This is a genomic window from Roseovarius sp. THAF27, assembly GCF_009363655.1.
Taxonomy (GTDB): domain Bacteria; phylum Pseudomonadota; class Alphaproteobacteria; order Rhodobacterales; family Rhodobacteraceae; genus Roseovarius.
In genome coordinates this window covers 1,564,813-1,577,936 of sequence record NZ_CP045393.1, presented here as the reverse complement: position 1 = coordinate 1,577,936, position 13,124 = coordinate 1,564,813, and the positions used below count along the sequence as shown (strand labels likewise).

Here is a 13,124-nt window from a genome sequence, read left to right as displayed (position 1 = left end):
TCTTCAAATCCCGCAAGTCAGTCGGAGGAGTCGACCCATGAAAAAAATCGAGGCGATCATCAAGCCCTTCAAGCTCGATGAAGTCAAGGAAGCGCTTCAGGAGGTGGGTGTGCAGGGCCTCTCGGTGATCGAGGTCAAGGGCTTCGGCCGCCAGAAAGGCCACACCGAACTTTATCGCGGTGCCGAGTACGTGGTCGACTTCCTGCCCAAGGTGAAGATCGACGTCGTGCTGGACGACGATCAGGTCGACGCCGCGATCGAGGCCATCGTCGATGCCGCCAAGACCGACAAGATCGGCGACGGCAAGATCTTCGTCAGCCCCGTCGAACAAGCCATCCGCATCCGCACCGGCGAATCCGGTTCGGACGCGCTTTAATCTACACCTGGAACCACAACGAAGGGATCAATGGACATGAGCGCAAAAGATCTGCTCAAGACGATCAAGGACGAGGAGGTCGAATATGTCGACATCCGTTTCACCGACCCGCGCGGCAAGCTGCAGCACGTGACGGTCATCGCCGACGAGGTCGACGAGGATTTCCTCGAAGAAGGCTTCATGTTCGACGGCTCCTCGATCGCCGGCTGGAAATCGATCGAAGCCTCGGACATGAAACTGATGCCCGACACGACCAGCGGCTACATCGATCCCTTCTATGCCGAGAAAACCATCTGCGTGCATTGCTCGATCGTCGAACCCGACACCGGCGAAGCGTATGAGCGTGACCCGCGCGGCACCGCCGAAAAGGCCGAGGCCTACCTGAAATCCAGCGGCATCGGCGACAGCGCCTTCATGGGCCCCGAAGCGGAATTCTTTCTCTTCGACGACGTGCGCTTCTCCAACTCGATCAACAAGGTTTCCTACGAGGTCGACGCGATCGACGCCTCCTGGAACACCGACACCGAGTACGAGATGGGCAACATGGGCCACCGTCCGGGCGTCAAGGGCGGCTATTTCCCGGTGAACCCCACCGACGAGGCGCAGGACATCCGCTCGGAAATGCTCTCGACCATGAAGCGGCTGGGCATGAAGGTCGACAAGCACCACCACGAGGTGGCGTCGTGCCAGCACGAGCTTGGCCTGATCTTCGGCACCGTGACCAAACAGGCCGACGAGCTGCAGAAATACAAGTACGTCATCCACAACGTCGCCGCCGCCTACGGCAAGTCGGCCACGTTCATGCCCAAGCCCATCGCGGGCGACAACGGCACCGGCATGCACGTCAACATGTCGATCTGGAAAGACGGCAAGCCGCTCTTTGCCGGCGACAAGTACGCCGACCTGTCGGACGAGGCCCTGTGGTACATCGGCGGCATCCTGAAGCACGCCAAGTCGCTCAATGCCTTCACCAACCCGTCGACCAACAGCTACAAGCGACTGATCCCCGGCTTCGAGGCTCCCGTGCTGCGCGCCTACTCGGCCCGCAATCGCTCGGGCTGCGTCCGGATCCCGTGGACCGAGTCGCCGAAAGCCAAGCGCGTCGAGGCCCGTTTCCCCGATCCGTCGGCAAACCCCTACCTGTGTTTTGCCGCACTCCTGATGGCCGGCCTCGACGGCATCAAGAACAAGATCGACCCGGGCGAGGCGATGGACAAGAACCTCTACGACCTGCCCGCCGAAGAGCTGGAAGGCATCCCGACCGTCTGCGGCAGCCTGCGCGAAGCCATGCAGGAACTTCAGGCCGATCACGACTACCTGCTGGCCGGTGACGTGTTCACCAAGGACCAGATCGACGGCTATATCGAGCTCAAGATGGAAGAGATCGAAAAGTACGAACACACGCCGCACCCGGTGGAGTTCGGCATGTATTACAGCTGCTGATCCGGCAGACATCCTGTACCGACGCGGGCGCCTTTTCCGGAAGGCGCCCGTTTTCTGTCCTGCCCGTCCGAAATCACACGAAAAACTGCCCCAGACAGGCGGAATCCCGCCCGTTTCCGAAAAGTGCCCAATCGGTTCCATATTTGAAACACACTGTCTCCATTAACTCTTCGGATGATCCAGGTGTGAGAGTGAACAACCGGGGAGTGAAAGATGGCACAGAGCGATACCCGCGTCATGGCGGGGCTGATCTTCATGGAAGAGAAATCGATCGACCTCCTGGATGCGGTCACGCGCACCGCCGAGGCGTTGAAAGGCCTCTGCGAGGACGTCCGGTCGCTCGGGTTTCTGTCCGACAGGGACGCCGGGGTCGAGACCGAGCAATACCGGGTCTGCCTGACACTCAGCGACAATGTCGTGCTGCCGGGCCTGGAGGAAGAGGCGAACACCCTGCTGCGGATCGACGTCTGCCGACGGGACCCGGCGGAACCCGGCTCCGGCCCGGCGATCGACGCCGTGCTGGCCCGCGTGGCCATCGACCTCAGCGATCACCTGCGCCCGAAGCACCTGCAATGGGTCGAGCAAGAGGCGATCCTGTCGACCGAAGAGGTCTTCGAGGCCCGCGAGCCTGCGGCCTGCGATACGCCCGAAGCCGACACGCTCAGAGACCAGACCTTGCGCGCCCGCAGCGCCCTGACCGGAATAGGCGAGCTGCACAGCAGGCTGGACGAACAGCTCGAGCGCACGCCCCCGCCGGAAATGCCGGTCCTGCCCTGGAAGGATTTCCTGGGCGAATCCGAGGGCATTATCGAAGACACGCCGCAGATGGTCGTCCCCGCCATCGAGAACATCGCCGAAGAGACCGATCGCTTGCGCCTGTCGGCCTGGCTTCTGTCCCTCGCGGTGGCCTGCATCGCACTGCCGGTCGGTGTGGCGCTGGTGATCATCAATCTGGTCAAGGGCGAGAACCTGCGCCTCGCCGGACAGGCGGCGGCGCTGTCGGGGCTCTTCGTGTCGCTTCAGGCGAACGGCGCCACCGCCGCCGCCGCACAGGTGATCCAGTCCGTTCTGGGCTGATCGGCCCGCCTCCCGCACCCATGGATAACGTGCAGGAGGCATCTTCGCGGAACACACGCGCCCGATCGACCGTTGTCGTTCCGCACGGGCGCTCGCTGAACGCCCGTTCCGATGTGCCGAACCTCTTGGAGAATTGACTTTGTTCCCCTGTCCGGCTCGGCTAACATCCCGCTTGTCTGACCTGGAGCTGCTCAATGTCTTTGAAACTCAAATCCCGTTTTCTTGCGCTTGCCGTCGCCGGCGCCGCCACCTTGACCGCCGCAGCGGCGGCCCATGCCCAGTGCGGCAATAACGCCAGCGGGTTCGAACAATGGAAAGCGGGCTTCGCCCAGCAGGCCCAGGCCGCGGGCGTCGGCCAACGCGGCCTCCAGGCGCTGGCCCAGACCAGCTATGCCTCCGGCACCATCGCCGCCGACCGCAACCAGAAAAGCTTTCGCTACTCGCTCGACAAGTTCATGCAGGTGCGCGGCGCCAACACGATCATCGCGCAAGGCCGCAAGCGCAAGGCGCAGAACCCCGGCTTCTACAACTGGATCGAACAGAATTACGGCGTCCCCGCCGGCGTCATCATCGCCATCCACGGCATGGAGACCGGCTTTGGCGGCTTCATGGGCGACAGCTCGGTCGTCTCGGCCATCGTCACTCTGACCTACGATTGCCGCCGCTCGGATTTCTTCCGCCCGCACGCCATCGGCGCGCTGAAACTGGTGGATCGCGGCTCGATCACCATCAACACGCGCGGGGCCAAGCATGGCGAGCTGGGCCATACCCAGTTCCTGCCCGGCAACGCGCTCGCCTACGGCGTCGACGGCAACGGCGACGGGCGGGTGGATTTCTACAATCAGGCCGACGCGCTGGTCTCGACCGCCAACTTCCTGCGCCAGAAGGGCTGGCGTCCGGGTGCCGGCTACCAGCAGGGCCAGCCCAATTTCAACGTGATCAAGCAGTGGAACGCGGCCACCGTCTATCAACAGGCCATCGCCATCATGGCGGCCAAGATCGACGGCTGACGGCCCCGGGGCTTGACGCAACGGCACGGCGCCCCTATCTGCGGCATTCACGGGGCGTCAGGCCCCCGCCGCCCGCAGGCCGTAGCGCCATGGTGAAGCTCTGACAGATCATTGCATTGACCCGGGGCTTCGACCGGGCAGCAACGCGGGCCCTGCCGATCCGATTTCGCCCCATCTGGGAAAACTGCAATGACACAGACCATCCTGCCGTCGCGCGACGTGCTCAAAGGGCATGCGCGCAAACTTCGTGACACTCTCGCCCGCGCCGGAACCCCGGTCAGCCACTCCGCCGCGCTGGAACACCTGGCGCATCAATGGGGCTACCGCGACTGGAACAGCCTGTCCGGGGCCGCCACGCCCCCGCCAAACCGTGCCTGGACCCTCGGCCAGCGCGTCTCGGGACGCTACCTGGGCCACGCCTTTGCCGGCACGGTCAGGTCGGCCACGGCCAAGGGGCCGGATCATGTCGAGCTGACCATCGCCTTCGACACCCCTGTCGACGTGGTCGAGTCGCCCCGGTTCAGTTCCCTGCGCCGCCAGGTGTCCTGCACCCTCGGCCCCACCGGCCGCACGGTCGAGAAAACCTCCGACGGGCAGCCTCACGTCGTGCTGGACCTGCCCTGACACCCCCCGCGCCGCGCCACCAAAAGGCGCGGCGCGCCTTCCTCGTGCACGCTCCACAGTCCCCTATACGGGACGGCGTTCTTGATTTTGCCGCAGATTCTTCCAACGCCGGACGCAGTTGCTCCCTATTCGTGAGACTCTCCCGGATTGTCGCAAAGACCGTTCACCACGGAAAAAGAATGTTCCAAGACCAGCAGGCTTCCATCGCTCTGTTCAGCTATCGCCGCGCCCCCGCGGCGCAGGCCGGCGACATCGTGCGGGCCATCGACGGGATGCTGCAAGGCACCGACGCCCAGCCGCGCCGGATCAACTGGGTGGATGACGGCGTCGCGATGATCGACCGCATCGGCGTCCGCATCGCCATTGCCCTTCTGACGCCATGCCCGGAGGATCGCTATGCCCATCTCGTGCTGGCCGTGGGCGCCCCGCCCGACGCGCACGAAACGGGTGATCACTTCGACGTCTCCTACGCGCATCTCGCCGACCGGCTGGTCTACCGCGTCAAAGAGGACATGCCCTATGACGCGATCATGCGCGGCGAGACCCCCGAAGCGGTCGATCACGCCCTCGTCCTGTCGCTCTACGATCTTCTGCGCCAGTCCTCCCCCGTCGCCTCCCCCGTCGCCCCGCCCGCCGGCCTGGCCAATCTCGGCGCGCGGCCCCGGCCCGACGCGCCCAGCGCGTCATCGCACCCCCCGGTCGAAGAGCGCTTCGACATCATCCTGTCCGAAGACGTGCCCGGCATGACCACCTCCCCGCCGGAGTGGCTCCGCAAACGCGCCGCGCCCACCAAGCCGCTGCGCCTGACCGTGCACACCATGGCGCTTTCGATCATGCTCGTTACGCCGCCCCTGGGCGCGTTTCTCTTCACCTATTCCATGCTGCGGGACATCACTGGCGACAATTGACACCCCTGCTCCGGTGCAGGTCGCAGTGAAACGGGCGGCACCGACGGGTGCCGCCCTGCCTGTATGAAGCCTCTGTATCCGGCTTTATTCTGTGCCTGGCTCGGGTCGGATGCCATGCCCGCCCGGCTCTTGTTTTTGCTATTGTCTCTCGTACCGAAACAATTTGGCCGAAATAAGGCGTGTTGTTCGCCTTCACGGTCCCGTCAAGCGGGTGAACCGGCTAACCATCCGGTATTCCTTGCGCGGCCCGCGCACCTGCCACCGCGCGCTCCAGTCCGGCCAGTCCTCGAAATCGTAGCGAACCTCGTACATGTCCGGGTCGCACCAGTGCTGCGCCGCGCCGCCTTCGGTGATCCTGTGAAAGAACCGGCCATCCTCGAACGCCACGTCGATCCCGCCGCCTTCCCGCGCCCGCCACAGATACCCCCGCTCGGCCCGCATCGGCGGTTGTCCGGCCATGCTCAGCACACCCGCCTCGCGATAGACCAGCCCGCCCTTCCCCGGCACAAACCGCGCCTCGCCCTCGAACCGCGCCGGCGCCGCACCCGCGTGCACCACGTCGCGCTCCAACCGCCATGCGCCTTCGAACTCTGCCAGGTCCGGTACCAATCGCCACGCCCGTCTTGCCGCCATCCGTTCCTCCGTCTAAACCGCGCCCGACAGCCATTCAATCCAAAGGTCCGTTCGCATGATCCCTCGCTATTCCCGCCCCGACATGGTCGCCATCTGGGAACCCGCCACCAAGTTCCGCATCTGGTACGAGATCGAGGCCCACGCCTGCGACGCCATGGCGGATCTGGGCGTGATCCCGCGCGAGAATGCCCAAGCCGTCTGGAAGGCCAAGGATGTGGACTTCGACGTCGCCCGGATTGACGAGATCGAGGCCGTGACCAAGCATGACGTCATCGCCTTCCTTACCCACCTGGCCGAGCATGTGGGCTCCGAGGAAGCGCGTTTCGTCCACCAGGGCATGACCTCCTCGGACGTCCTGGATACCTGCCTGAACGTCCAGCTTGTCCGCGCCGCCGACCTTCTGATCGCCGACATGGAAGGGTTGCTTGCCGCCCTCAAGAAACGCGCGTTCGAGCACAAGATGACCCTGCGCGTCGGCCGCTCGCACGGCATACACGCCGAACCCACCACCATGGGCCTGACCTTCGCGCGCTTCTATGCCGAGATGGACCGCAACCTCACCCGCCTGCGCACCGCCCGGGCCGAGGTCGCCACCGGCGCCATCTCCGGCGCGGTCGGCACCTTCGCCAATATCGACCCGCGGGTCGAAGAACATGTTTGCAAGCAAATGGGCCTCGAACCCGAGCCCATCAGCACGCAAGTCATCCCCCGCGACCGCCACGCCGCCTTCTTCGCGACCCTCGGCGTCATCGCCTCGTCCATCGAGAACGTCGCCATCGAGATCCGCCACATGCAGCGCACCGAGGTCCTCGAAGGCGCCGAATTCTTCTCGATGGGCCAGAAAGGCTCGTCGGCCATGCCGCACAAGAAGAACCCGGTCCTGACCGAGAACCTGACCGGCCTCGCCCGCCTCGTGCGCATGGCGGTGATCCCGGCGATGGAAAACGTGGCGCTCTGGCACGAACGCGACATCTCGCATTCCTCCGTGGAACGCATGATCGGCCCCGACGCCACCGTGACGCTCGATTTCGCCCTCGCCCGTCTCACCGGTGTGGTCGACAAGATGATCATCTTCCCCGAGAACATGCTGGAAAACATGAACAAGTTTCCGGGCCTCGTGATGTCTCAACGCGTCCTTCTGGCCCTCACCCAAGCCGGCGTCAGCCGCGAGGATGCCTATGCCATGGTCCAGCGCAACGCCCTCAAGGTCTGGGAGCAGCGTACTGATTTCAAAGAGGAATTGCTCGCCGACGCCGATGTCGTCGCCGCCCTGGGCACCGACCAGATCGAAGAGAAATTCGACATGGATTACCACACCAAGCATGTCGACACGATTTTCACCCGCGTCTTCGGGGAAAGCTGAATTTTCGGGCAGAACGGGCCATCCAATGCGACAAATGGCCGGAAACACTGGCCCGGACGCGTTTTCGTGTTACCATCGGGGTTCTAGTGAAAAGGAGTTCAACCCATGAAGTCCAAGACCATTACCACGTCCCTGGCCCTCGTTCTGGCCTCCACCCTTTCCGCCGCCGCGATGTGCCCCGGCAAATCGCACCAGGCCGCGTCCTGCGCCGAAGGCATGGTGTGGGACCGCGCATCCGGTACCTGCGTCGAACAAACGATGAGCTGACCGGCGGGCCATATCCCAAGTCGAGGCGGCGCACCCGGGGACCGGGCGGCGCCGTTTCAAATTTTAGCTTTAGAGATTTCTTCACCACTCCCGCCCTAGTTTGCCGGCACGACATCCGGGGACTGGAATGAGCAGCAGCAATTTTGGGCAACTGGCGCTTCCGGGGCCGTCCGCAAACGCGGCGGCCCAGTTGACCCGCCGGCAGAAGGCCGCGATCATCGTGCGCTTTCTCATCAACGAAGGCGCGGATGTGCCGCTTCAGGACCTGCCCGACGAGCTGCAGCGCCGCCTGACCCAGCAGATGGGCACGATGCGCTATGTCGACCGGTCCACCCTGGCCGACGTCGTGGCCGAATTCGCCTCCGAGGTCGAGGCGATGGGCCTGACCTTCCCGCGCGGCGTGGCCGGGGCACTCACCGCCCTGGATGGGCGCATCAGCCCGCAAACCGCCTCGCGCCTGCGCAAGGAGGCCGGCGTGCGCCAGTTCGGCGAGCCGTGGGAGCAGGTCCGCACCGCCGACACCGACGACCTCCTGGACATTCTGCAATCCGAAAGCACCGAGGTGGCCGCCGTCCTGCTCTCCAAGCTCGACGTGGCCCGCGCCGCCGAACTCCTGGGCAAACTGCCGGGCGACACCGCGCGCCGCATCGCCGTCGCTATGTCCCAGACCGGCGCGGTGACGCCCGATGCCGTGGACCGGATCGGCCTGTCGCTCGCCGCCCAGCTTCACAACGTGCCGGAAACCGCCTTTCCCGACAGCGCGGTGGACCGCGTGGGCGCGATCCTCAACTTCTCCCCCGCCGCCACCCGCGACGACGTTCTGATCGGCCTCGACGAAAGCGATGAAAGCTTTGCGGCCAAGGTGCGCAAGGCCATCTTCACCTTCGTCAACATCGCCGACCGGCTCAACCCGATCGACGTGCCCAAGATCACGCGGGACGTGGACCAGGCCGCGCTGGTTCAGGCGCTGGCCCACGCCCGGACCGCCGAGGACACCAGGGCGTCCGCCGATTTCATCCTCGAGAACATGTCGAAACGCATGGCCGACGCCCTGCGGGAAGAGGTCGAGGCCCTGGGCAAGGTGAAACCCAAGGACGGCGAGGCGGCGATGACCGATGTGGTCAACGTCATCCGCACGCTCGAGGCCAGCGGCGAGTTGCAGCTGATCGTCCCGGACGACGATGAAGAGGACAACGCCTGAGCCTCAGTCCACCGGAAAGATGAAACACTTGTCCCGGCGAATGGTCAGCCACATCGCCGTGCCCGCCTTGGGCAGGAACACCGCCGGCACCGTCACCTTGAAGCGCGGCCCGCCGAACGCCATGTCGAATTCCACCAGGCTTTCCCCACCCATGAACCGCGCCCGCTTCACCACCCCGCGCACCGCCGTGCCGTCGCTGATCGTGGGCGCCGGGCCCTTGCCCGCGCGGTCGAAATCCAGCTTCACGTGCTGCGGGCGCACGACGATCTCGACCACCTGGCCATCGTCCACCCCGGGCGCCAGGAACTGGCCGAAGGGCGTCTGGGCCAGCGCGCCATGCACCTCCCCGCGCACCACGTTGACGTCGCTGAAGAACGACACCGCCGCACCGTCCGCCGGTGCGTTGTAGATGTTGTAGGGCGCGCCCTGCTGCACGATCCGGCCATCGCGCATCAGCGCGATCGTGTCGGCCATGCGCATCGCCTCCTCCGGCTCGTGCGTCACCAGCAGAACGGCGGTGTCCTGCTCGCGCAGAATGTCCAGCGTCTCGTCCCGTATCCCGTCGCGCAGACGGTTGTCGAGGCCCGAGAACGGCTCGTCCATCAGCATGATGCTGGGGCGCGGCGCAAGCGCGCGGGCCAGCGCCACACGCTGCTGCTCGCCTCCCGACAGCTCATGCGGAAAATTCTGCGCATACCCGCCCAGCCCGACGCGCTCCAGCAACTCGGCGACCCGGACGGCTTTCTCGTCCGCCGTCCCGCTCAGGCCGAACGCCACGTTTTCGCCCACCCGCAGGTGAGGAAACAGCGCGAAATCCTGGAACATCAGCCCGATATGCCGCCGCTCTGGAGGCACGCGGTACACCGTGTCGCAGACCAGCTTGCCGTCGACCCAGATCTCGCCCGCGTCCTGCATCTCGACGCCCGCGATCATCCGCAGCGTCGTCGACTTGCCACAGCCCGACGGCCCCAGAAGGCACGTCACCTGCCCCGGCAGCACGGACAGCGAGACATCGTCCACCACCGTGCGCCCGTCATACCGGCGCACCAGGTTCCTTGTCTCAAGGCGCGGAATCACATCTTGCACGTCTGCCTCGTCTTTTTCCCGACTGAATGCGTCGGACTTGATGTCGCAAATAGCAACCCCGCATGGTCCGCGCAAGATACCGCCGCCACCACGGCAAACACGCGAAAGTGTGCCAAGCGGTGGAAATCCTGACTATCGCGGCGCGACGACTGGGCCTATCTGAATCGTACTAACGAGCAGCAACGACAAAAAACGACGGAGCCTACCGATGCGGAAATTCATTATCGCGATACAGGTCGCCCTGATCGCCCTTCTGGCCATAACCGGCGCCCTGGCCGGCCCGGATACACGCCCGGCCTGCCCCCTCGGGGAACAGGCCACAGCCGCGCAGACCTGCGAAAAGTAAACCGGCCTCAGCCGCCCTGCGCGCGTTCGATCGCAGGGCGGATCTGGTTTACCGTGATGGGGCGCCGCATTTGACTATTTTGCAGCGAGAGCATTTTCCAGCGCAGGGCGGAAGCGTTGTTCGTAATCACTTCCTATAAGCGGACCGGTATACTTAAAAAGTATTGTCCCACTCCCGTCGATGATGAAAGTTTCCGGCGGTGCGACAACACCCCACTCGATTGCAGTTCTGCCCTTTGGATCATACGCAACTCCAAGAAAGGGATTACCTTCATTATCAAGATACGTATTTGCTTTATCCGAAGTATCTTTGAAGTTGACCCCGTACAAATTTATACCCTCTTCTCTAAGTGCATGAAGTGTCGGGTGCTCTGCACGGCATGGTGGACACCAGCTAGCCCAGAAGTTCACGACCGTGATCTCGCCCTCACGCATATGCTTCGGTAGAAACGGTTCGCGCCCCTCAAGCGTTGCATCTGGAAGAACAGGCGCCTCTTTTCCAATGAAGGTTGAGGGCAGCGCGTCGGGGTCCTCGCGCTGCATCCCGATATAGAACACCGCGGCCAGCGCCGCGAAGATCACCGGCGGCAACACCATCAGGAACGAAGTCTTAGACATCCGTTTTCCGCTTTCTTTCAACGTCTTTCAACGCGTTCTTGACGCGCACGGACCGCCGCCAGCTGAAGACGACCAGCGCGATCAGCAGCACCAGCGACACCGCGTAGGACGACAGCACCGCCTCGGCGTATTTTCCAAGCTCGGGCATCACGCCTCCATCCGATCGCGGGCCAAAAGCGCCCGCATCCGCCGCGCCCGGATTTCCGTCTGCGTGCGCAGGAACACCAGCGCGATGAACAGGAACACGAACCCCGCGATGCTGACCAGCAGCGGGAAATAGAACACATCCGCCACGTTCTCTTCCTTGTCCAGGCTCAGCGACGCCCCCTGGTGCAGCCCCTGGTTCCAGAACAGCACCGCGTAACGGCTCAAAAGGGCAAAGACCGACCCCACGATGCACAGGATCGCGGTCAGGTCGGCCGCCGTGTCGTCATTCTCGATGGCTTCCCACAGGGCGATATAGCCGAGGTAGAACAGGAACAGGATCAGGAACGACGTCAGCCGCGGGTCCCACGCCCACCACGTGCCCCACATCGGCTGTCCCCAGATCGCCCCCGTCGCCAGCGCGATCACCGTCATCACCACGCCCACGGGTGCGGCCGCGCGGGCCGCCAGCGCGCTCACGTGGTGCCGCCGCACGACCCAGATCAGCGACGCCACCAGCATCATGATCCACGCGTTTATCGCCATCAGCGCGCTCGGCACGTGCAGATAGATGATCTTGACGGTCGAGCCCTGCCGGAAATCGTCCGGCGTGAAGAAGAACCCCCAGACCAGCCCCGTCGCCAGGCACAGCACCGCCAGCACCGACACCCACGGCAGAACCTTGTCCGTCGTGTCGATGAACTTCTTCGGGTTGGCGTATTCCCAGAGTGATGCCACGCGCGCAGATCCTTTCGTTAACGCAGGTTGACCCTCAATACCGCAGCCGATGCAAAAGGCAAAAGCGCGATGGTGCCGCAGGTGATCCCTGCCAGCATCAGCATCGGCGTGGTGTAATCCTGCCCGTCCACGCCCCGCCGCGCCATCTCGGCGCCAAAGATCAGCGTCGGCACGTAAAGCGGCAGCACCAGCAGGCTCAGCAGCAGCCCACCCCGGCGCAGCCCCACCGTCAGCGCCGCCCCGAACGCCCCGATCATGCTCAATGCAGGCGTGCCCAAGAGCAGCGACAGCACCAACGGTCCATACCCCTGCACAGGCAGGCTCAACAGCACGCCCAGCACCGGCGCGGCCAGCACCAGCGGCAGGCCCGTCGTGATCCAGTGTGCCAGGCCCTTGATGGCCGCCACCGCCTCCATCGGCAGCGGGGCCGTGGCCAGCAGGTCAAGGCTGCCGTCCTCCCAATCCAGCGCGAAGATCCGGTCGAGCGACACGAGGCAGGCCAGCAGCGCGCCGATCCACAGGATGCCCGCCGCGATCCGGGCCAGCAGCTCCGATTGCGGCCCCACGCCGAACGGCACCAGCACCACGACGATCAGGAAGAATGCAAGGCCCAGCCCGAACCCGCCCCCGGCCCGCACCGCCAGCCGGATGTCGCGCAGCAGCAGCGCGGTCACAGGAACGCCTCGTCGAAATCGTCCAGCTCCTGCCGCACGGCCCGAAAGGGCGCCACGTCCAGCGCCGTCGCCTCGTCCAGGCCCAAGTCGATATGAGTGGCCAGCACGGCGATGCCGCCTTCGGCCAGATGCGCCCGCACCACGGCGGCGAACATCGCCACCGCGCGCGCGTCCAATGATACCGTCGGTTCGTCCAGGATCCAGATCGCGCGGCCCGTCACCAACAGCCGCGCCAGCCCGAGCCGCCGCTTCTGCCCCGCAGACAGGAATCCCGCCGGCCGGTCGGCCAAAGGCTCCAGTTCATAGGCCGCCAAAGCAGGGGAAATCTCTTTGCGGCCAAAGACCTGCGCCCAGAAGCTCAGGTTCTCCGCCACGCTCAGCGCCGGCTTTATCCCGTCCGCATGTCCTGCATACACAACGCTGTCCGCCGGATACTCGACGCCGCCCGACACCGGCGGCTGCAACCCCGCCAGCGTGCGCAACAGCGTCGTCTTGCCCGCACCATTCGGACCGCGCAGCACCAGCGCCTCGCCCGCCGCCACGGCAAAGCTCAGACCGTCCAGCACCCGCACGCCGCCGCGCGCCACGCAAAGGTCCCGAACCGTCAGGCGCATCGC

Annotated in this window: 17 protein-coding genes; 10 read left to right on the top strand and 7 right to left on the bottom strand. The window is 64.8% G+C overall.

Translation table 11 applies throughout. From position 1 onward, the window contains the following. Positions 1 to 37: 37 nt before the first annotated feature. The 6 genes from FIU89_RS07895 to FIU89_RS07870 all read left to right on the top strand — a co-directional run bounded on the left by FIU89_RS07895 (position 38) and on the right by FIU89_RS07870 (position 5,438). Positions 38 to 376, top strand: a complete 339-nt coding sequence (locus tag FIU89_RS07895; RefSeq protein WP_103764005.1) for a P-II family nitrogen regulator — start codon at positions 38 to 40, stop codon at positions 374 to 376. Positions 377 to 412: 36 nt separating this feature from the next. After that, positions 413 to 1,819: a type I glutamate--ammonia ligase gene (gene glnA / locus FIU89_RS07890; protein WP_152492091.1), complete on the top strand. Its 1,407-nt coding sequence runs from the start codon at positions 413 to 415 to the stop codon at positions 1,817 to 1,819. A gap of 213 nt (positions 1,820 to 2,032) precedes the next feature. Continuing rightward, positions 2,033 to 2,896: a hypothetical protein gene (locus tag FIU89_RS07885; protein WP_152492090.1), complete on the top strand. Its 864-nt coding sequence runs from the start codon at positions 2,033 to 2,035 to the stop codon at positions 2,894 to 2,896. Positions 2,897 to 3,090: 194 nt separating this feature from the next. Beyond that, positions 3,091 to 3,906, top strand: a complete 816-nt coding sequence (locus FIU89_RS07880) for a lytic transglycosylase domain-containing protein (RefSeq protein WP_152492089.1) — start codon at positions 3,091 to 3,093, stop codon at positions 3,904 to 3,906. A 189-nt stretch (positions 3,907 to 4,095) separates the two neighbouring features. Next, complete coding sequence (locus tag FIU89_RS07875; RefSeq protein WP_152492088.1) at positions 4,096 to 4,530, top strand: glyoxalase superfamily protein; 435 nt, start codon at positions 4,096 to 4,098, stop codon at positions 4,528 to 4,530. A 179-nt stretch (positions 4,531 to 4,709) separates the two neighbouring features. Beyond that, positions 4,710 to 5,438, top strand: a complete 729-nt coding sequence (locus tag FIU89_RS07870) for a hypothetical protein (RefSeq protein ID WP_152492087.1) — start codon at positions 4,710 to 4,712, stop codon at positions 5,436 to 5,438. 192 nt (positions 5,439 to 5,630) lie between these two features. Here FIU89_RS07870 and FIU89_RS07865 read toward each other — a convergent pair whose 3' ends face one another. After that, complete coding sequence (locus FIU89_RS07865; protein WP_152492086.1) at positions 5,631 to 6,071, bottom strand: DUF6314 family protein; 441 nt, start codon at positions 6,069 to 6,071, stop codon at positions 5,631 to 5,633. Between the two features lie 55 nt (positions 6,072 to 6,126). Between FIU89_RS07865 and purB the strand changes: the two genes are divergently transcribed. The 3 genes from purB to FIU89_RS07850 all read left to right on the top strand — a co-directional run bounded on the left by purB (position 6,127) and on the right by FIU89_RS07850 (position 8,902). After that, positions 6,127 to 7,434 carry an adenylosuccinate lyase gene (gene purB / locus FIU89_RS07860; RefSeq protein ID WP_152492085.1) on the top strand — a complete coding sequence of 436 codons (1,308 nt, stop codon included), beginning with the start codon at positions 6,127 to 6,129 and terminating at the stop codon, positions 7,432 to 7,434. A 105-nt stretch (positions 7,435 to 7,539) separates the two neighbouring features. Continuing rightward, positions 7,540 to 7,701 (top strand): adenylosuccinate lyase, encoded by a 162-nt coding sequence (locus tag FIU89_RS07855; protein WP_152492084.1) that lies wholly within the window; start codon positions 7,540 to 7,542, stop codon positions 7,699 to 7,701. A gap of 127 nt (positions 7,702 to 7,828) precedes the next feature. Continuing rightward, a complete protein-coding gene (locus FIU89_RS07850; protein ID WP_152492083.1) occupies positions 7,829 to 8,902 on the top strand; it encodes a flagellar motor switch protein FliG in 1,074 nt (357 codons plus the stop codon). A gap of 3 nt (positions 8,903 to 8,905) precedes the next feature. On the opposite strand, the gene FIU89_RS07845 is transcribed toward FIU89_RS07850, so the two are convergent. After that, a complete protein-coding gene (locus tag FIU89_RS07845) occupies positions 8,906 to 9,988 on the bottom strand; it encodes an ABC transporter ATP-binding protein (protein ID WP_152492082.1) in 1,083 nt (360 codons plus the stop codon). A gap of 208 nt (positions 9,989 to 10,196) precedes the next feature. Here FIU89_RS07845 and FIU89_RS22230 point away from each other — a divergent pair, with 208 nt between their 5' ends. Continuing rightward, entirely contained in the window at positions 10,197 to 10,334 is a 138-nt protein-coding gene (locus FIU89_RS22230) for a hypothetical protein (RefSeq protein WP_172978059.1), read from the top strand. A 74-nt stretch (positions 10,335 to 10,408) separates the two neighbouring features. Here FIU89_RS22230 and FIU89_RS07840 read toward each other — a convergent pair whose 3' ends face one another. Genes FIU89_RS07840 through ccmA form a run of 5 tightly spaced genes read right to left on the bottom strand, consistent with a single transcriptional unit; the run spans position 10,409 to position 13,121 of the window. Continuing rightward, positions 10,409 to 10,951 (bottom strand): DsbE family thiol:disulfide interchange protein, encoded by a 543-nt coding sequence (locus FIU89_RS07840; protein ID WP_254701824.1) that lies wholly within the window; start codon positions 10,949 to 10,951, stop codon positions 10,409 to 10,411. Then, complete coding sequence (gene ccmD / locus FIU89_RS07835; protein ID WP_152492081.1) at positions 10,944 to 11,102, bottom strand: heme exporter protein CcmD; 159 nt, start codon at positions 11,100 to 11,102, stop codon at positions 10,944 to 10,946. The genes FIU89_RS07840 and ccmD overlap by 8 nt, the downstream gene beginning before the upstream one ends. Further along, on the bottom strand, positions 11,099 to 11,833 hold the full coding sequence (locus FIU89_RS07830) for a heme ABC transporter permease (RefSeq protein ID WP_152492080.1): 735 nt from the start codon (positions 11,831 to 11,833) through the stop codon (positions 11,099 to 11,101). Before FIU89_RS07830 ends, ccmD begins: the two co-directional genes overlap by 4 nt. 17 nt (positions 11,834 to 11,850) lie before the next feature. Further along, on the bottom strand, positions 11,851 to 12,507 hold the full coding sequence (ccmB, locus tag FIU89_RS07825) for a heme exporter protein CcmB (RefSeq protein WP_152492079.1): 657 nt from the start codon (positions 12,505 to 12,507) through the stop codon (positions 11,851 to 11,853). Beyond that, entirely contained in the window at positions 12,504 to 13,121 is a 618-nt protein-coding gene (gene ccmA, locus FIU89_RS07820; RefSeq protein WP_152492078.1) for a heme ABC exporter ATP-binding protein CcmA, read from the bottom strand. Before ccmA ends, ccmB begins: the two co-directional genes overlap by 4 nt. Positions 13,122 to 13,124: the final 3 nt, after the last annotated feature.